The following is a 16,525-nucleotide window of genomic DNA, read 5'->3' as shown; positions in this document are numbered from 1 at the left end:
TGCTAGATCGACTCAGTACACAGATGACGCTCGGGCTGGTCGGGGAAGCGCACCGGCAACTCATGAGCAATCTGTTCGGGACTCCACCGCTTGCCCAACAGATCTGCGACGACACCATGGAGCTGATCGTCATGTGCTACACGGCGTGTCCGCGACCGCCGGGACTGCCGCTCGAGCGCAATTCGCTCCGCCGTTGCGGGCAAGTAGCGGCCCCGATCGTCAGCGTTACGGCGCAGCTCCCGAGACACAGTCGAGGCCGCCCTGCCCACCTCCTCGGCGATAGCGCGCACACCGACTCCCGCGCGGTTTAGATCAGCAATCGTCGACCTCTCAGCCAACGAAAGATACCGCGGATGCCGGGGCTTGGGAGCGGTGAGCCTCACCGGTGGATAGTGCACCGACCGCTGACAGCATTGCGCATCGTGCGCCCATAACGCCAGCGTGTCCCTGTTCTGCGGTCGATTCCGACAATCCGGCAGGCCTCGGAGTTACCCAACCCTTGCGCGATCAGCCGACCGAACCACTGCTACTCCTCCACCAGCATTCCGCCACTTGGGCGTCCACGCGGCCGGGTCTTCCGCTCTGCTGCCACCGCAACCTCCGAATAGCCTCGGTGTTGCGACGTTCACTGGAATCCGCCCGACCAAAGTGGGGCCAAGTCAGGTGACCACACCCATGGCCTCGAAGAGGGGCCGCATGCTCACCGAGGGGGAGAAACAACAGCTCGGTGATGATCTGCTGCTTGAGGACTCACGAGCCCACGACGACCAGCGCGGCGCGTATCGCGCTGAGCAATAGAGCCGGCGACCGCGTGCGGCCCGTGGTCGCCGAAGAGGTCTACCGGGCGCTACTGATCCTGCAACGCCAAGGCGCAGTACGCCGCGTCCATGACCAGCCGGGCCGGTTGGCGCACTGGGAGCTGACGCACAACGCCCGGCCACCAGCAGAGCGGGGACAACGGCAATGAGCACCCGCACCCGCGCCGGTGAGCGTAGGACGGCCACACCCACCGCTGTTGCGGGAGAGGCCATGTGGATCGCCGCAGTCGACGCCCTGGTGGTCGTGGTGTTGACGCTGGTGTTCAGCTGCATCGCCGCGGGTGAGAACAAACTGACGACGTGGCCGATGCCCTCGGGTCTGGTCTTTGCGCCGGCCGGTGTGCCCAGCTGTGTTGTCGAGGCAGGGATTTCGATCAACAGGGAGGGATGTCGTGGACGATAAAACAGGGACGCCGGCCGACGTTTGCACTGGCGTGGGCCTGGACGCTGAGGCAGACACCATCAAGCCAGACAACTACATCGCGACCGTCGAAGCCGAAGCGCTCCAACTGACCTCTGCGTCCGCGGCGTCCATCGTCGCATGGCTGGGACTTGCTGACCGATGCTGTTTTCCGGCCGGGGTCAATCCGATCACCGGCGCCGAAAAGCCGGGCTATCTTCTGATTCCGACACCGGTCGGTGACGTGCGCGCAGATCTGGGCGACTACGTCGTGCTGCTTTCGGGCGGCGCGGCGTGGCCCTGCAAGCCCGAGATATTCACTGCGGCCTATCGGCGGCAACCATGACCTCCCCACCGCACACCGGCGCGCCTGTGGAGGCTACGGCTCATCTGCCACTGCTGCTGATCGGACTGCGGTGGCTGCTTGACACCGAACAACCAGCCGCAGCGCTCATCTGCCCGCACGGACAGACGATGAGCTCTGTAGGCAACCGCAGACTGAGGTTCGCTCCGGAAGGGTTCGATGGCCGCCCGGCAGTGGTCATCGAGGTCGACGACGCTGACGGCAATCCGGCCGCAATCCCCGTAACACGGTGACTGATAACGAGATTGACGATTTAACGTTTGTCCTCAGCGATTGCGGCGAACATGTCACCAAAGCATGGCGCAACGACGCGAATCGCACTGCCGCCCTAGACTAGCGCTCGTCGCCAGCGCGCCGTTGTCGTTGCTGGCCGCTGCGGCGCGGTATCGGCAGGGCTGCCCAACCCACGGCGGCGTTACGCCGTGGTGTTGCAGCTGGTACCGCACCGGAACGCAGCGCGCCATCAGCATCCGCGATGTGCACCGCGCGGCGGTGCAGCGCACGCCGGTCGACGTGGCTCACGGTGAGTCAGACTTCGCCGACGCGTCGAGGATCGCGCGCCTCCCCGTGCACCCGCCTCGACCGTGGCGTTCGAGGTGCAGCGCCGACACCCGCGCGGGAGGGCGCGCCCAATGGTGGTGTGCTCGGACCGATGTGTAGTGCGACGCAACGGAATACGATGAACGACGCACGCAGGTTCCCCTGGCTGAGCGGCTTGATCGCCGCCACCGTGATAGCTCTGTGGCTGCTGTACGCTGTGCTGCACGGCGTGGTGACGATGAGCGTGGGTGTGGGCGTCGACGGGTGAGACCCGTCGTGATGCTGATCCCTGAGACCTACCGGCTTGGGCAGTCCGTCAAGGGTTGAGGGTGTCGTCGGCAAGTGCGTCGGGTGCGATCGCAGGGCCTCGATCACTGCGGCTGCGCACAGTTCGTAGCTCAGAGACGTGGGTGGTGCCGCCGATAACTGTGGAGTTGTTGAACAGGGGGTCAGCGGCATGGCATCAGAAGAGGCAACGGAGAAGCTAGCGAGGCTACGCGTGAGGGAGGGCTCCTTGGAAACCAGATAGCTGAGAACGGCGCGTACTGGAAGAACGGACGCGGACCAACCGCGTCCATCTGATCCTGAGTGGGAGTTCTAGTCAGGGAACTTCGTGAAGCTGGCAAACATTCAAAGACACTTCTGACCAAACTCAAGCAATCTCGCCGTCGACGTCGTACGGTACGCAAGGCTGGGGAGCAGCGCTCCCCCTTACAAATTTCAAACAAGTCGGGGGTCTGCGGATGTCGTTCGTTGGTGTCGTACCGGCAGTAGTGGGCATCTCAGCGTCCCAAGTCGCCGACATCGGCACGGCGGTCAATCAGGCCCGGGCGCTGGCAGCTATTCCCACGACGGAAATCGCAGCGGCGGCGCAGGATGAGGTCTCCGCGGCCATCGCATCGCTGTTTGCCGGACACGGCCAGCAGTACCAATTCCTCAGTCAGCAGGTAGCTGCGCTGCAAAGTGACTTCGCGCAAGTCCTCCATAGTTCGGCAGGCGTCTACGCCGCAGCGGAGGCGTCCAATGCTTCCCTGGTCGACGCGGTGACGCAGAATTTGATCAGCGCTATCAACACGCCCGCCGAACTCCTACTTGGCCATCCATTGATTAAGACCGGACCAACTGGTGCGGCCAAGCCGCAAGCTGCACAAGCAAGCGCGGCGGTCAATGGCAGCGATACCAATAGCACCAACTCCGGCACCCAGACCTCGACGTCGACGGGCCAAACACCGACCCTCGCTTCTGCTACGACCGGTCAATCGGGCACGACTTCGGGCACGGGATCGACCGGTGGATCAGCCGCTGCCGGTTCGGGCACGGGTGGTGCTGCTGCCGGCTCTTCCACGACGTCAGCGACCCAGAACCCCGTGGTAGCCACCGTCCCTGTCGACGGGGCAACTGAAGGGATCGTCGCCAGTCCGAACGGGCGTTACGTGTACGTCGCCAATTATGACGCTGGCACCGTTTCGGTAATCGACACGACAACGAAAGCCGTCACTGCCACTCTCCCTGTCGGGATTAATCCGAGGGAAATCATCGTGTCCCCGGATGGCAGCCATGTTTACGTCTCCGGCGCGGTCATCAGCGACTCACCTGGTTATCAGCCAACAGGAGTCGTAAGCATCAACACCGCGACCAATGCGGTCGGGTCGCCGGCAATGACAAATTATACAGTCGATCCGGTGATGGCGATCACGCCCGATGGTAATCATCTTTACCTGATGGAAGACACAAATAACAATGTCCTAGTGCTGAATACCGCCACCAATACGTTCGCACCGAATCCGATTCTCGCTAATTCACCCTTTGACATGGTGATGACGCCCGACGGCAAAAGCCTCTACGTAAGTACGCGAAACTACGGTGAACTTACGGTGATCAATACCGCGACTGATACGGCGTCCGGGATAGGGCTGGGTCCGGGCTACACCGAGCCAAGTTATTTGGCGATGAGCCCTGACGGAGCACATGTCTACGTTGAGACCGCTAGTTCGGCCTTCGGTATAACCACTATCGATACCGCGACCAACGCCGTCGTCGGTACCCCAGCACCTATCTCTAATGCCTACAACGGGTTTGCGACGCTGACCATCAGCCCGGACGGGCACTACATCTATGTGCCAGACCCGAATCTCGGCACCGTCACTGTGTTCGACACCGCAACTAATAGTGCTGGAACTCCTATCACTATCGGTGACGGGAACTTCGCGAGCGTGAGCCGTTGGGGGACGACCGTCAGCTCAGACGGACACTATGTCTTCATACCCGGCCCTGGCGGCATCAATGTGCTGGATACTGCCACTAATGCTCTTGCAAGCCCCATCCCTGTCGACTGGGGGCAAACCGGTTTGGCAGGTGGCGGCGGTCCACACCTCGGAGTAACAATGCCAAACGGGTTGATTTATCTCAGCGAGGGCTTAGGCACTAACCACATCGCTGTGATCGATCCAGCAGTGGTTTCATCGAATTCTTCTACGGGTGGCACTGGCGGCACTACCCCGCCACCCACGACCAATCCCAGCCCGACACCGCCTAATATCTTGACCTTAACCGAACAACTATTCGTAGACGGACGACACTTTCTCGAATCCCAAATTGGGACGCGGCTGTCACTACTTACCAACATTCTTTCGCCCTATAGCGGAGATGTTCAGTCCCTGATAAACAGCCTCGGCATCGCATTTGATCCCTCGCTCAGCCCGGCAGACAAAATTGTCGCAGCCACCCACGGCCTTACTGATGTCCTGGGCGGCGTTGTCAAAAACGTCGCGGATCATTCCGCAGTCGGATACCTAACAGGCGTGGCTATCCAGCAGACCGGTGATGTGGCCAACCTGGTGGCTCAAAACGTCCAGAACGGCAACTTCACCGTTCAGACGTTCACCAATACAGTGGACTACACGGTTCATCATCCGGCAGAGGCAATTAGAGCCGCTGAGGATGCAGTAGCCAATTATGTTCCCAAACTTATCTCAAATTTACTGCCCAAGCCAAAGTGACCAGACACCATCCTATAATTAAACTCTCGCCTGGCAGTTCCTAGGATGGTTAATACTGCCAAAGATTGGATCGCACGGTACAATTGAACAAATTAGCAGCTCTGACTCCAGGAGACGCGTCATGTCTGTACGTCGATGTAAACAGTTTCCTTCTGCGTATGTCACTCTTCCTTCTCTAATGGCATTACTTGTCGCGTGCGGAGGAGAAACACCGGCACAAACTGGCAACGCAAGCGGCGCCAACCCCAGCTCCCAGCAGGCAGCGTCAGGCGGCTATATGTCGGGTGGCAACGGGCATCAGTTTCCAACGATACAATTATGGAGATAATGTGCTGAGCGGCAAAACATTTCAAAACGGAACTAATCACTGCGTGGGGTCAGATCCGACGAAATTCGTAGGATGGAGCGCGGCGGTTTCTCCCAACGTTCGACACCGAAAATTGCTTGCAGTGCCTGTACGAGGGCATCGCAGCGCTCGGCAATCCACTTGGGAGACTCTCCCTCTGCAACCCAGATGGCGCGAAGTAAAGCCTTGGCCGCCCACACCGGCCTCACCGGCGATTGCTGGGTCATATCTTCGGAGTGTAAAGGACCCTTATCTCAGACAGCCCGTTGAAGTTGAACAGGTCGCGTAGCGCCGCAGCGCCATATGGATCCGAAACATGCCATTCCAGTATCGCGCCGTCGGGGAGGGCATCCAGCCCAGGTAGGCCAAGTTTGCGCCGCACCATCTGTTTAGCTGCACCTAGCCGACCATGTGGTTGAACTAGACAATTGAAATACTAGAGCGATTCGCCAATGTCGGGAAGTAACGCGATATCCTCTGGTTGTCCATCGCGGAACAGCGCGGCAAGTTCACGCACACGTCGTTTCGCCCATGCAGGATCGAGGCGACTCAAGATCTGGTACTCGTACCTGAAGCGTTCTGCGCGGTCCCCGATCCGTTTAGCGGCTTGGCTTGTGACAATGTCCTCGCAGTACCAATAGAGAACATCGTCTAGCCCGCCAACGCGGTCGAAGCTGAGTTGGCCTCGGTCAAAGAAAGCGAAGTGGAAGTTACCGTCGTCAGCAACGAAGAGATTTAGGCCGTCGTTGGTACGGAGTCCTACAGGCATGGATCTGACGCTGAGCTCGGCTGAAAGTCGGTCAATTTCGGATTGCAGAACTTCGGTGTTATCGCCCGAGTGGAGGCCCATAATTTTCGATTATTCCCCCGTCTAAGTTCCCTTACATTCACCCGGGTACCTTCGGGTCCCACAATCAAGTATTGGGTTGTGCCTGCTTGCGGCGTCTGGCCGAACCAGGGTTCTATCGGGCCTTGGACGAAGTGCCAGCCTGGGGGCAGCGGTTTTCCGGTGATCACATATCGGTTTGTAGTCGGCGCCGACCGATTCTGGCGGCGCGCGGTCGGCGTACGGGGTTCCGTCGGGGGCGAGGTAGCGACCCCACTCGGAGCCGGAGCGGTCGATGATCATCCCCTCGGGCAAATGCACCGGCTGGGTTCGAGTCCGACTGGGCGCACCGCATTTGTCCATCTCAGAGGCGATTCGTTGCTGACGCGGCGCCGCGCCGCCGTTGTCCGCAGTCCATGCGCGGCGCGGCTCACCCGGCGCAAAGCCCCTGGGCTTGCCAAACTCTGGATGCGCGGGTGCCTGGCGTCGCGATGAGTTCTCACCTCCGATGCAGTCTTTCCTGCATGGGCAAACTCATCTATGGCTTCAACGTGTCGGTGGACGGGTACATCGCCGACGCACAGGGCAGCATCGACTGGTCCGCACCTTGCGATGAACTGCACCAGTACTGGAACGACTTCGAGCGGGACACCGCCCTGTCCTGCTACGGGCGGCGGCTCTACGAACTGATGTCCGCGTACTGGCCGACCGCCGACGAGGCGCCCGACGCCGGCCCGCTGATCGTCGACTTCGCCCATATCTGGCGCGAGATGCCCAAGGTCGTCTTCTCGAGGACCCTGCAATCCGTCGGCTGGAACTCCCGCCTGGAACGCGGGAACCCGGTCGAGGTGGTGAGGAAGCTGAAAGCCGAAACCGACGGCACGCTCGAGGTGGCCGGCGCGACGCTGGCCGCACCGATCGTGCAGGCCGGACTGGTGGACGAGTACCGCATCGTGGTCGCGCCCACTGCGGTGGGCGGCGGCACCCCGTTCTTTCCGACGCTGCCGTCCTGGATCTCGCTGCGACTGTTGGAGAACCGCACCTTCCCGGGCGGCGCGGTCCTGTTGCGCTACGAGGCCAAGCACGACTGATCGGACACCCGGCGGCAAGGTGAGTCGCGGATGCGCCCGCGAGGCACGTCGAGCCAAACCCAGCGACCGTTGGACGGCGGCTTGAGAAACATTCACCAGGCTTCCCGCTCAGTCCAGCCCCCAAAATCGTTGCCGTGCATTCAGTTTGCGATCTCTGGAGAGGCGTCGTGGGCCGCGGACCCACTTTCTAGAAATGCAGAATTGCTACGTTGTTGTCCTCGTTCGACTCGGCGATGCGATGTTTCGGATCGACGGCGAGCCCCAACCAAAAGTTCCTTGCCTCCTGGCCGCTCTCGCCGTGCACGCGAAGTGAGATGCTCTTGATCTGCCCAGGCTGCAGCGGCTTGATTGACCCGCAGTCCATCCTTGTCGAGCCGTCGCTACCGCCACGCACCGGACTTGAGCAGTACCAACCCTGGCCCGCGGTGGGCTGCAGTTCCAGCAGCCCCAGGCCGCGCCCGAGATCCATATGCAGGTCGATGTCGATCCCATTGGAAGCGGTAGGGCCGTCGCCATTGTTCTTGACCACAACTGTGATCGTTGCCGTCTCGCCGATACGGATGTTGCCGGCATATGGCACCCCAGAAACCAGGTCGGGAAGGGAGGCCGGAGGTGTCGCCCTCGCCTCAGCCGGTGCGAAGAATGAGGTGAATAGTCCGACGGTCAGCGCAGCCGTAACGGCTGCGCTCGGATTGCGACGCGCTGAGGTGTCATGGGTCGTGCTCATGAAAGTTCTCTCTCGGGTAATTGCCCGGGCTGGTTTCCGGGACGTAGAACGAGACGGTGCTATCAGCGCCTTGATAAATTCTTGGCACGCGGCGCCAGCATCAATGCGGCCGCTGCGTCCGGGTCTTAGGAAGGTTCCGCCGGTGGAAGATGGTCGGCCGGATAGGCGAATTCGCCAGCAGCACTTCTCAACAGCCATGCGCGAATTGTCGGCTGTATAATGTGGTTGAGTGCTGCGCCAGGCTTCGATCGCACTCCCGGTGCCGACACAAATCAGTGTTGACATGGTCAATCCGCCGCGTCGTAAACTATCGCAACGCGCGTCATAGGATTTTCGAAAACGTTGTTCCTTTCCAGGCCAGTGGATCAAGACTCGGCTTCCGAGAGGCCGAACCGGAGTTGACATGAGGAAGGTGCGTCGGCGAGTTCAGCCCATCGCCTGTAATCGGCGTATTTGATTCAACGCTAACGGGAGTCGAAAAATGAAAGCCAAACTTTTCCGCCACGGCACTGTGATATTGGGTTGTGTTGCAGCGTTTTTGCTGTCCGCTCCGGTTGCAAGCGCCGATCCGCCGGACCCCCATCAACCCGACATGACGAAAGGGTTCTGCCCGGGTGGTCGTTGGGGCTGGGGCAACCTCGCCGTGTGCGACGGCGAGAGATACCCGGATGGGTCGTATTGGCACCAGTGGATGAAAACCTGGATGGTCGGTCCGCAGTTCTACTACGACTGCGTCAGCGGCGACGAACCTATGCCCGGTCCGGCACCCCCCGGCGGCTGTAACGGGGCGATTCCACCCGAAGGGCCGGCCCCCGCAAACTGACCTCGGCGGGCGCTGACGCAGGCTCACTCGGCGTCGCGGTGGGTGGCTACCGCCCCGGTGGGGCCACCCGGTACACGGCGCCGGCGTCGTCGTCGGTGACGTACACCGCCCCGTCGGATCCGACGACGGCGGCGACCGGACGGCCCCATCGGCTCCCGTCACCGCCCTGGAAACCGCCGACGAGCGTTTGTTGATCGCCGAGACTGCCGCTGCGCCAAGGAAAGAACGACACCTCGGGGGCGCGCGGCGGCTGCCGGTTCCAGGAGCCGTGGACACCGACCAGCGCACCGTCGGCATAGGGCTGCGGCAACACACCCGTGGTGAAGGAAAGCCCCAACGGCGCCGAATGCGCGCCCATGCTCTGCTCCACCGGTGGCAACGCACTGCAGTCCAGCTGGGATCCGTCCTTATTGGTCGTCATATCGCGCACGAACCTGAGATTCGCGGGCCCGCCGTCGGGATTGCAGTAGGGCCAACCCAATTCGCGTCCCGGCGTCAGGCGTGCCAGCGACTCGGGCGGATGATCGTTGACGTACTCGGTTCGGACATTGCCGTCCGGGTCGGGTGCGTTGTCGCGGTTGTTGACCGCGGTCCACGGCGAGCCGTCGGGGGCGACGGCGAGGCCGGTTCCGTTACGCACACCCGTCGCGAAGGGCGCGGCCGGGCCGCCGCCGGGCGCAATCCGCATGATCGTCGCCCGCGGCGGATTCGCGGTGCGGTCCTGCGGTGAGATGTTGGCCGTCGAACCGATCGAGAAGTAGACCGCGCCGTCGGGTCCTACGGCCACGCTTTTCAGCGCGTGGGCGTAGGCGCCGTGCAGATCCGGGCTGCGTGCGTCGGGCAGGCCGGCAGCGATGGTGCGCTGGTTGACCGCCGCGCCGTTGACGTAGTCGTACGCATCGATCTGGTCGCTTTCGGCAACATAGAGCGTCGAACCCGCGAACGTCATGCCGTGCGGTTGGTCCAGACCGGCGAGCAGTGTCGATTGTTCCGGCGCCGCACCGGGTTTGGGTGTCAGCTTGACGATCTGCCCACCGGCCGGAGTCGATACCAGCAGGGCGCCGTCGGGTGTCCACACCGCCAGACGCGCCTTGGGAATTCGCGCCCACACCGCGATCGTCCAGCCGTGGGGGATGAGCGCCTGGCGGGGTTGGTCGAACGGCGCCTGCGCCAGGTCAGCGGCAACGCTCACGTTGGCGGGCACCAATGCACCCGACGCCGCTGCCGGCGACGCAGGCCCGGGGGAGGCCGCTTCGGGACGCGAGTCGGTCGAGCATCTGGCGAGCAGCAGGACGGCGACGAGCACCGCGGTCAGGGATTTACTAGCCGGTGAGATGGGCATGCATCATCGCAGACATGGTCATGCTCTTACGCATACCCGGTGTGGCCGTGCTGAATCCGTAACAGCCAAGAGCCAAGAGGTGTCACCCAGGCTGCTGGACGTCCATCTCGACCAGCACCCGTCGCAGCAGCTTCCCGGTCGCATTCCGCGGCAGCTCTTCGATGAACACCACGTCGCGCGGCACCTTGTGGCGGGCCAGGTTGTCCTTCACATACTGCTTGATCTCGGCGCCATCCAGGGAAGCGCCCGGCTCGGCAACGATGAACGCGCGCAACCGTTTTCCGAACTCGACGTCGTCGACACCCACCACCGCGACCTCGGCGACGTCGGGCCGCTCCTCGAGCAGGTTCTCCACTTCCTGCGGGAAGACGTTCTCCCCGCCGGAGACGATCATGTCGTCGTCGCGGCCGTCGACGAACAGCAGCCCGTTCTCGTCGAAGTGCCCCATGTCGCCGCTGGACATGTAGCCGTCGATGATCTGCTTGTGGCGGCCGTCGGTGTACCCGGCGAACGGCGCGCCGTTGCGCACGAAGATCCGCCCGCGACGGTTCGGGCCCTCGATGCGCTTGCCCTGGTCGTCGTAGAGCACCACCTCGCACGTCAGCGGGGCGCGGCCGGCGGTGCCCGGGGCGGCGCGCAGCTCGGCCGGGGTGGCGACGCTGGCGATCGCGCACTCGGTGGAGCCGTACATGTTGTAGAGCACGTCGCCGAACGTGTCCTGCACCCGATTGGACAGCTCCGGGCTCAGCGCCGACCCGGCGATCAGGATCACCTGCAACGAGGACGTGTCGTACTTGCCGATCACGTCGGGTGGGAGCTCGACCATCCGGTGCAGCATGGTCGGGACCGCGACCAGCATGTCGGCCCGGTGCTCGGCGATGAGCTGCAGGGTGCCCTCCGCCTTGAATCTCCGCGCGGTCACCACCTTGTTGCCCAACGCGGCGCCGACGGTGTAGGTGGCCCACCCGGTGCTGTGGAAGATCGGCGAAACGATCACCATGGTTCCCTTGCGCGGGAACGGAATTCGATCGATGATCTGGGCGGTCGCCAGCGGCGACACCGTGTCGCGCGGCGCGCCCTTGGGCAGCCCGGTGGTACCGCTGGTCAGGATGACCGATCCGCCCGACTTGCTCGGCGGCGGCAACGGCTCGGTGGGGTGCGCCGCGACGATGCCGTCGAGAGTGTGCGCCTCCTCGGGCACCTCGGCGTCGTCGTCCACCCAGATCAACACCCGCGGCAGCTCGGCGGGCAGCGCGTCGAGCAGGCCGAGGAACTCGCTGTCGTGCAGCACCACCTTGACGTGCTCGCGCTCACAGACCTGCGCGAACTGCGGCTTGGCGAAACCGGTGTTCATCAGCACCAGGCGCGCACCCACCTTGCCGCACGCGGCCATCGCGATGACCAGGCCGCGGTGATCGCGGCACAGCAACCCGACAACCGAGCCCGCGGAAACGCCGAACGACTGCAGTCCGTGCGCCAGCGCCCACGACTGGTCGTCGACCTGCTTGTACGTCAACGTGCCGCGTTCGTCGACGATCGCCGGCAGATCCGCATAGCGGCGCCCGCCCAGGATCGTCATCGTGGCCTGCGGCCCGTAGACCCGGGACAGCTTGCCGGCCTGCACCGTCGAATTCAGGTCCCGCAGGTCGATGATGCCGGTGTCGGCGAGTCGTTTGACCGCACGCCCGGCCTCGCTAACTTGCTGCAGTTTCTGCGCAATGGTGGTCAGTGCGTTGGCCATGGACACTCCTCGGCGACATGTTTGCGGTGTGAACGCTAGCAGTGCCGCCCGCGCCGCTACGACATCTGGCCCGCCAATACACTGACCCTTCGTGGGCATGCTCTTTGGCTTTGCGCCGTGGATCGTCTATTGGGTTCTGGTCGGTAACGTCCCGTTCGCCACGGCGGTGTCGATCGCGCTGCTGATGGCCGTCTGCGTGTTCGCGGTGGGACGGGCCGGCGGCAAGCCCGCGCAATCGCTCGAAATCGGTGGTGTCGCAACGTTTGCGGTGCTGGCGGTGCTGGCGTTCTCGGCCAGCGACGCCTTCCTGGCCCGCTGGATCGAACCGCTGAGTAACGCCGGGATTTTCCTGGTCACGCTGGTCGGTGTGCTGATCGGTAAACCGTTCGTGCGTGAGTACGCCGCCGCCGAGCAGCCCGCCGACGTGGTCAGCACCGAACTCTTCCGCCGTACCACCAGCATCCTGACCTGGGTGTGGGTGGCCGCATTCGGCGGTATGACGGTCGCGTCGGCGATTCCGCCGATTCTGCAGGGCAACGCGACGCTGTTGGACACCAAGACCCCGACCTCGTTCGTCTTCTACTGGGTGATCCCGTTCGCCCTGCTGGGCGTGGCCGCGCTGATGTCGCGCTACCTGCCGGAGCGGATGCTGGCCGGCATCGACGACGTGGCCCGGGAAACGTCCTTCGTGGCCTACGACGAGGCCACCATCGACGAGCTCTACTACCTGGCCCAGGAACACGCCAACCGGGAGGTCGGCCCGGGCAAAGAGGCCTACAACGTCAAGGTCGGCGGCATGGGCACCCCGCTGACCGGCGACGAGTCCCGCAAGTCGTGGCCGTCGACCTACAAGGTGCGGGACAAGAAGCGGTAGCCGCAGTACACCGAGGCGTCAACTTCGATTGCTAAGCAAGGCAAATGGCACATACTGCGCGAACTCTGACGGTCCTGGCCACCGTGCTCGTCACGGTGTCGGCCTGCGCGTCCAGCGCGGCGCCGTCGCCTTCGGCGCCCGCCGGCAACGCACAGTTCCATGCCGCCGGCCCGCTGAGCATCTCGCCACGCCAGCTGCTGGCGGCCACCGGGGGCGTCACACCGGTGGCGTTCGGCAAGCCCCAGCACGGCAAGATCAGCTACGGCGACAACGGGGCCATCATCTACACCCCCGATTCCGGGTTCTCCGGTAACGACGACTTCAGCGTCACCACCAGTCGCGCGGTCAAGGTCTACGCCGAGGACCAGTTGCCGCTGGCCACCATGGCCGGGGTGACGATCAAAGCCGCCGCCCACGGCTCGGCCATCGCCGCCGTACCGGGCAGCGCCGACGAGATCTACGGCCTCACCGACCGCGGACCCAACGTCGACGGCCGCAGCCCCGGCGAGAAAGTGCTGCCACTGCCCGACTTCCATCCGCAGATCGCCAAATTCAAGCTCGCCGACGGCGTCGCGACCGTGCAGCAGACCGTCCTGCTCTACGCCACCGACGGCGTCCCGATGGTGGGGCTGGTGGACCCGCACGCCACCACCGGGGAGTCGCTGGTCGACCTCGACGGCACGCCGCTGCCGCCGTCGGAGTACGGCGTGGACCCCGAGGGCCTGGTGGCCACCCGCGACGGCACCTTCTGGGTGTCCGACGAATACGGCCCCTACATCATCCATTTCGACGCCAACGGCAAAGAGCTGGAACGGCTTTCGCCATTCGACGCAACGCTGCCCCGGGAACTTTCGCTGCGTACGCCCAACCAGGGCCTGGAAGGCCTGACCATGACCCCGGACGGCAACACACTGGTGGCGATCATGCAGTCGGCCCTGCAGACGCCCGGACTGCAGGGCCCGGCCAAATCGGTCCCGGTGACCCGCATCGTGACCGTCAACCTGACCGACCGCAGTATCGTGCACGAATACCTCTACCCGCTGGCCAACCCGCAGCAGACGCGCGTCGGGGTCTCGGAGATCACCGCCCTGAGCGCCACCCAGTTCCTGGTCGACGAGAGCGACACCAAGTTCGCGCCGAACGCCGACAAGAAGATCTACCAGATCGACATCGCCGGGGCCACCGACGTCGGCCCGCTGTCGACACTGCCCGGCGCCGTGTATCAGGCCGACGCCGGCGGGCTACTGATCAACCGGGCGCCGATCGAGACGATGGTCGGCGTCAGCACCGACAGCGACGCCGTCGGCAAACTCAAGGCGGCCGGAATCTCGGTCGTCACAAAGCAACTCAAGCTCGACCTGGGCGGCTTGGTGCGCTCGCTGTCGCCCGCCGGGGACTTCTTCGGTCACAACAAGGTCGAAGGCCTGATCACCCCCGACGGCGGGAACACGCTGATCATCGCCAACGACAGCGACTTCGGGCTGGCCGGCCTGGCGTCGGACACCCCGCCGTTTCGGCTCAAACCCAAGACGCTGCCCAACGGCGCCCAGGACAGCGGGGAGTTCCTGGTCGTGGACACCACCAAGCTGCCCGCCACGACCGAACAGGTCAAGATCTCGGTCAGGGTCGGCTGACCCGGCGCGCGACCGCGGACCCCGCGCGAGTGGCAAGCTGGACCGGTGAGCGACATCAGCCCCGACGCCATCCGCGCCGAAACCGTCACCATCACCGGGCACGGCGGCGACGAGATCGAAGCCTACCGCGCCATGCCGCTGGCCGGCGGACCACGCGGCGGCATCGTCTGGATCCACCACATGCCCGGATATGACCGGGAGACAAAAGAATTCGTTCGCAGGCTGGCGGTCAGCGGGTTCCACACCATAGCGCCGAACCTGTATTCGCGCGAAGCTCCCGGTGCCGCGCCCGACGACGCGGCCGCGGCCGCCCGAGCGGCCGGCGGCGTGCCCGACGACCGGTTGGTCGGCGACGTTGCCGGCGCCGTCGAACATCTGCGTGAATTGCCGGGCGCCAACGGCAAATTCGGTGTCATCGGGCACTGCTCGGGTGGCCGGCACGCCTTTCTCGCGGCCTGTTCGCTGCCGCTGCACGCCGCGGTGGACTGTTACGGCGCCTTCATCGTGGAGGACGCACCGGAGGGCATGCCCAAGACGATGAAACCCATTCTCGGGCTGGCCGCCAACCTGAGTGCCCCGCTGCTCGGCCTGTTCGGCGCGCAGGACCGTTTCCCGGCGCCCGACGGGGTGGCCGCGCTGGACGCCGAGCTGACGCGGCTGGGCAAGCCGCACGAATTCCACACCTATGAGGGGGCCGGCCACAGTTTCTTCTCCGTCGACCGTCCGGCCTACCGCCCGGAGGCCGCGGTCGACGGTTGGCGCCGCATCGACGAATTCTTCGCCACCCACCTGAAAGGCTAGGTCTGCCAGGCAATGTGCACTTATCTCACCGAACATGTCCAGATCGACGGCAGCGGCAAAGGCGCCACTGGATGGTTCGGCGCCAGCCGGGCCACGGTGTACGTCGACCATCCCGTACACGCGCCCTACGGCCACACCGTCAACATCGACGTGCTCAACCCGGACCTGGGCCCGTCGGCCCGGGTCGCCCTGGAACTCACCGAGGAAAGCGCGCTGGCCCTGGCCGAGGCGATCCACAAGGCGATCGGTCATGCGCCCGTCGGGCTGGCCTCCCGGGATCAGTAGCCACCAGATGCGTGACTACCCCGAAAGTGCCGCTGCGCGTGGGCGAATCGAGTCGGCACCGCGCCGGGTGCGCGGCTTTCTCGGCCATGATTTGGTGTTCGACACCACCGCGGCGCGCTACGTGTGGGAGCTGCCGTACTACCCGCAGTACTACATCCCGCTGGCCGACGTGCATACCGAATTCCTGCACGACGAGAACCATCCGCAGCGCGTGCAATTGGGCCCTTCGCGGCTGCACACCCTGACCGGCGGCGGCCAGAGCCACCCGTCGGCGGCGCGGGTGTTCGACGAGGGCAGCGACAGCCCGGTCGCGGGCCTGGTGCGATTCGACTGGGCTCCGCTGCGCTGGTTGGAGGAGGACGAGCAGATCTACGGGCACCCCCGCAACCCGTACGCACGGGTCGACGCGCTGCGCTCGCACCGTCACGTCCGGGTCGAGTTGGACGGCATCCTGCTCGCCGACACCCGCTGCCCGGTGCTGCTGTTCGAGACCGGACTGCCCACCAGGTATTACCTCGATCCGGCGGATGTCTTCTTCGAGCACCTGGAACCGTCGTCCAGTCAGACGCTGTGTCCCTACAAGGGGGTGACGTCGGGCTACTGGTCGGTGCGAACGGGCCGGGCGGTGCAACCCGATCTGGCCTGGACCTACCACTATCCGCTGCCCGCAGTGGCCCCGATCGCGGGATTGGTGGCCTTCTACAACGAGAAACTGGACCTGACCGTCGACGGCGTGCGGTTGCCGCGGCCACGTACGCAGTTCAGCTGAGCAGGCGATTCGGGAATAATCGACTCGACTCGCCTATTGGGGACTGTGATGTGCGCCTCGTTTTCACGCATGAAATTAAGATTTTCTTAAATTGATGCCGTGGGCGGCTTAACGGGGCGTAAATTAGCCACGATTGCGCTATGGG

20 protein-coding genes are annotated in these 16,525 nt (G+C 64.0%); 12 read left to right on the top strand and 8 right to left on the bottom strand.

The window, feature by feature from the left end:
* Nucleotides 1–2: 2 nt before the first annotated feature.
* Nucleotides 3–383, bottom strand: a complete 381-nt coding sequence (locus tag MKCMC460_RS31915) for a transposase (protein WP_370653007.1) — start codon at nucleotides 381–383, stop codon at nucleotides 3–5.
* Between the two features lie 359 nt (nucleotides 384–742).
* Between MKCMC460_RS31915 and MKCMC460_RS24925 the strand changes: the two genes are divergently transcribed.
* The 3 genes from MKCMC460_RS24925 to MKCMC460_RS24915 are packed head-to-tail and all read left to right on the top strand — an operon-like array spanning nucleotide 743 to nucleotide 1,564.
* On the top strand, nucleotides 743–967 hold the full coding sequence (locus tag MKCMC460_RS24925; RefSeq protein WP_236977722.1) for a hypothetical protein: 225 nt from the start codon (nucleotides 743–745) through the stop codon (nucleotides 965–967).
* Nucleotides 964–1,221 (top strand): hypothetical protein, encoded by a 258-nt coding sequence (locus MKCMC460_RS24920; RefSeq protein ID WP_236977721.1) that lies wholly within the window; start codon nucleotides 964–966, stop codon nucleotides 1,219–1,221. The genes MKCMC460_RS24925 and MKCMC460_RS24920 overlap by 4 nt, the downstream gene beginning before the upstream one ends.
* Nucleotides 1,222–1,252: 31 nt before the next feature.
* Nucleotides 1,253–1,564 carry a hypothetical protein gene (locus MKCMC460_RS24915; protein WP_236977720.1) on the top strand — a complete coding sequence of 104 codons (312 nt, stop codon included), beginning with the start codon at nucleotides 1,253–1,255 and terminating at the stop codon, nucleotides 1,562–1,564.
* 351 nt (nucleotides 1,565–1,915) lie between these two features.
* On the opposite strand, the gene MKCMC460_RS24910 is transcribed toward MKCMC460_RS24915, so the two are convergent.
* Nucleotides 1,916–2,104, bottom strand: coding sequence for a hypothetical protein (locus MKCMC460_RS24910; protein WP_238304984.1), 189 nt, complete (start codon nucleotides 2,102–2,104; stop codon nucleotides 1,916–1,918).
* Between the two features lie 157 nt (nucleotides 2,105–2,261).
* On the opposite strand from MKCMC460_RS24910, the gene MKCMC460_RS31450 reads away from it, so the two are divergent.
* Nucleotides 2,262–2,390 carry a hypothetical protein gene (locus MKCMC460_RS31450; RefSeq protein ID WP_255730954.1) on the top strand — a complete coding sequence of 43 codons (129 nt, stop codon included), beginning with the start codon at nucleotides 2,262–2,264 and terminating at the stop codon, nucleotides 2,388–2,390.
* A gap of 475 nt (nucleotides 2,391–2,865) precedes the next feature.
* Nucleotides 2,866–5,121, top strand: coding sequence for a PE domain-containing protein (locus MKCMC460_RS24905; protein ID WP_236977718.1), 2,256 nt, complete (start codon nucleotides 2,866–2,868; stop codon nucleotides 5,119–5,121).
* 360 nt (nucleotides 5,122–5,481) lie between these two features.
* Here the strand turns inward: MKCMC460_RS24905 and MKCMC460_RS24900 are convergent, their stop codons facing one another.
* The 3 genes from MKCMC460_RS24900 to MKCMC460_RS24890 all read right to left on the bottom strand — a co-directional run bounded on the left by MKCMC460_RS24900 (nucleotide 5,482) and on the right by MKCMC460_RS24890 (nucleotide 6,596).
* Complete coding sequence (locus tag MKCMC460_RS24900) at nucleotides 5,482–5,694, bottom strand: hypothetical protein (RefSeq protein WP_238304983.1); 213 nt, start codon at nucleotides 5,692–5,694, stop codon at nucleotides 5,482–5,484.
* Nucleotides 5,695–5,903: 209 nt separating this feature from the next.
* Nucleotides 5,904–6,236 (bottom strand): immunity 63 family protein, encoded by a 333-nt coding sequence (locus tag MKCMC460_RS24895; RefSeq protein ID WP_236984393.1) that lies wholly within the window; start codon nucleotides 6,234–6,236, stop codon nucleotides 5,904–5,906.
* Nucleotides 6,237–6,338: 102 nt separating this feature from the next.
* Nucleotides 6,339–6,596: a hypothetical protein gene (locus tag MKCMC460_RS24890; protein ID WP_370653005.1), complete on the bottom strand. Its 258-nt coding sequence runs from the start codon at nucleotides 6,594–6,596 to the stop codon at nucleotides 6,339–6,341.
* Nucleotides 6,597–6,817: 221 nt separating this feature from the next.
* Here MKCMC460_RS24890 and MKCMC460_RS24885 point away from each other — a divergent pair, with 221 nt between their 5' ends.
* Nucleotides 6,818–7,384 carry a dihydrofolate reductase family protein gene (locus MKCMC460_RS24885; protein WP_236977717.1) on the top strand — a complete coding sequence of 189 codons (567 nt, stop codon included), beginning with the start codon at nucleotides 6,818–6,820 and terminating at the stop codon, nucleotides 7,382–7,384.
* A 187-nt stretch (nucleotides 7,385–7,571) separates the two neighbouring features.
* On the opposite strand, the gene MKCMC460_RS24880 is transcribed toward MKCMC460_RS24885, so the two are convergent.
* Entirely contained in the window at nucleotides 7,572–8,396 is an 825-nt protein-coding gene (locus MKCMC460_RS24880; RefSeq protein WP_238304981.1) for a hypothetical protein, read from the bottom strand.
* Nucleotides 8,397–8,592: 196 nt separating this feature from the next.
* On the opposite strand from MKCMC460_RS24880, the gene MKCMC460_RS24875 reads away from it, so the two are divergent.
* On the top strand, nucleotides 8,593–8,934 hold the full coding sequence (locus MKCMC460_RS24875) for a hypothetical protein (RefSeq protein ID WP_236977715.1): 342 nt from the start codon (nucleotides 8,593–8,595) through the stop codon (nucleotides 8,932–8,934).
* 46 nt (nucleotides 8,935–8,980) lie between these two features.
* Here the strand turns inward: MKCMC460_RS24875 and MKCMC460_RS24870 are convergent, their stop codons facing one another.
* Nucleotides 8,981–10,276, bottom strand: coding sequence for a sorbosone dehydrogenase family protein (locus MKCMC460_RS24870; protein ID WP_236977714.1), 1,296 nt, complete (start codon nucleotides 10,274–10,276; stop codon nucleotides 8,981–8,983).
* 82 nt (nucleotides 10,277–10,358) lie between these two features.
* Nucleotides 10,359–12,017 (bottom strand): acyl-CoA synthetase, encoded by a 1,659-nt coding sequence (locus MKCMC460_RS24865; RefSeq protein WP_236977713.1) that lies wholly within the window; start codon nucleotides 12,015–12,017, stop codon nucleotides 10,359–10,361.
* Nucleotides 12,018–12,108: 91 nt separating this feature from the next.
* Here MKCMC460_RS24865 and MKCMC460_RS24860 point away from each other — a divergent pair, with 91 nt between their 5' ends.
* The 5 genes from MKCMC460_RS24860 to MKCMC460_RS24840 are packed head-to-tail and all read left to right on the top strand — an operon-like array spanning nucleotide 12,109 to nucleotide 16,380.
* A complete protein-coding gene (locus tag MKCMC460_RS24860) occupies nucleotides 12,109–12,891 on the top strand; it encodes a hypothetical protein (RefSeq protein ID WP_236977712.1) in 783 nt (260 codons plus the stop codon).
* Nucleotides 12,892–12,935: 44 nt separating this feature from the next.
* A complete protein-coding gene (locus tag MKCMC460_RS24855; RefSeq protein ID WP_236977711.1) occupies nucleotides 12,936–14,525 on the top strand; it encodes an esterase-like activity of phytase family protein in 1,590 nt (529 codons plus the stop codon).
* A gap of 45 nt (nucleotides 14,526–14,570) precedes the next feature.
* Complete coding sequence (locus MKCMC460_RS24850) at nucleotides 14,571–15,326, top strand: dienelactone hydrolase family protein (RefSeq protein WP_236977710.1); 756 nt, start codon at nucleotides 14,571–14,573, stop codon at nucleotides 15,324–15,326.
* Nucleotides 15,327–15,338: 12 nt separating this feature from the next.
* A complete protein-coding gene (locus MKCMC460_RS24845) occupies nucleotides 15,339–15,611 on the top strand; it encodes a DUF6295 family protein (RefSeq protein ID WP_236977709.1) in 273 nt (90 codons plus the stop codon).
* A gap of 7 nt (nucleotides 15,612–15,618) precedes the next feature.
* Nucleotides 15,619–16,380 (top strand): DUF427 domain-containing protein, encoded by a 762-nt coding sequence (locus MKCMC460_RS24840; protein WP_236977708.1) that lies wholly within the window; start codon nucleotides 15,619–15,621, stop codon nucleotides 16,378–16,380.
* Nucleotides 16,381–16,525 lie beyond the last annotated feature (145 nt).

Origin of the sequence: Mycobacterium sp. 20KCMC460, from assembly GCF_022179425.1 — a bacterium.
GTDB lineage: Bacteria > Actinomycetota > Actinomycetes > Mycobacteriales > Mycobacteriaceae > Mycobacterium > Mycobacterium kiyosense.
Note: the sequence above shows the minus strand (reverse complement) of the source record. Positions and strands in the feature narration are given on the sequence as shown.

Excerpts from the sequence above, each read along its gene's own strand:
- MKCMC460_RS24895 (WP_236984393.1), bottom strand. The coding sequence starts at position 6,236 with ATGCCTGTAGGACTCCGTACCAACGACGGCCTAAATCTCTTCGTTGCT.
- MKCMC460_RS24920 (WP_236977721.1), top strand. The coding sequence starts at position 964 with ATGAGCACCCGCACCCGCGCCGGTGAGCGTAGGACGGCCACACCCACC.
- MKCMC460_RS24855 (WP_236977711.1), top strand. The coding sequence starts at position 12,936 with ATGGCACATACTGCGCGAACTCTGACGGTCCTGGCCACCGTGCTCGTC.
- MKCMC460_RS24840 (WP_236977708.1), top strand. The coding sequence starts at position 15,619 with ATGCGTGACTACCCCGAAAGTGCCGCTGCGCGTGGGCGAATCGAGTCG.
- MKCMC460_RS24880 (WP_238304981.1), bottom strand. The coding sequence starts at position 8,396 with ATGTCAACACTGATTTGTGTCGGCACCGGGAGTGCGATCGAAGCCTGG.
- MKCMC460_RS24870 (WP_236977714.1), bottom strand. The coding sequence starts at position 10,276 with ATGCCCATCTCACCGGCTAGTAAATCCCTGACCGCGGTGCTCGTCGCC.
- MKCMC460_RS31450 (WP_255730954.1), top strand. The coding sequence starts at position 2,262 with ATGAACGACGCACGCAGGTTCCCCTGGCTGAGCGGCTTGATCGCCGCC.
- MKCMC460_RS24905 (WP_236977718.1), top strand. The coding sequence starts at position 2,866 with ATGTCGTTCGTTGGTGTCGTACCGGCAGTAGTGGGCATCTCAGCGTCC.
- MKCMC460_RS24885 (WP_236977717.1), top strand. The coding sequence starts at position 6,818 with ATGGGCAAACTCATCTATGGCTTCAACGTGTCGGTGGACGGGTACATC.
- MKCMC460_RS24875 (WP_236977715.1), top strand. The coding sequence starts at position 8,593 with ATGAAAGCCAAACTTTTCCGCCACGGCACTGTGATATTGGGTTGTGTT.
- MKCMC460_RS24865 (WP_236977713.1), bottom strand. The coding sequence starts at position 12,017 with ATGGCCAACGCACTGACCACCATTGCGCAGAAACTGCAGCAAGTTAGC.
- MKCMC460_RS24845 (WP_236977709.1), top strand. The coding sequence starts at position 15,339 with ATGTGCACTTATCTCACCGAACATGTCCAGATCGACGGCAGCGGCAAA.
- MKCMC460_RS24890 (WP_370653005.1), bottom strand. The coding sequence starts at position 6,596 with ATGATCATCGACCGCTCCGGCTCCGAGTGGGGTCGCTACCTCGCCCCC.
- MKCMC460_RS24900 (WP_238304983.1), bottom strand. The coding sequence starts at position 5,694 with ATGACCCAGCAATCGCCGGTGAGGCCGGTGTGGGCGGCCAAGGCTTTA.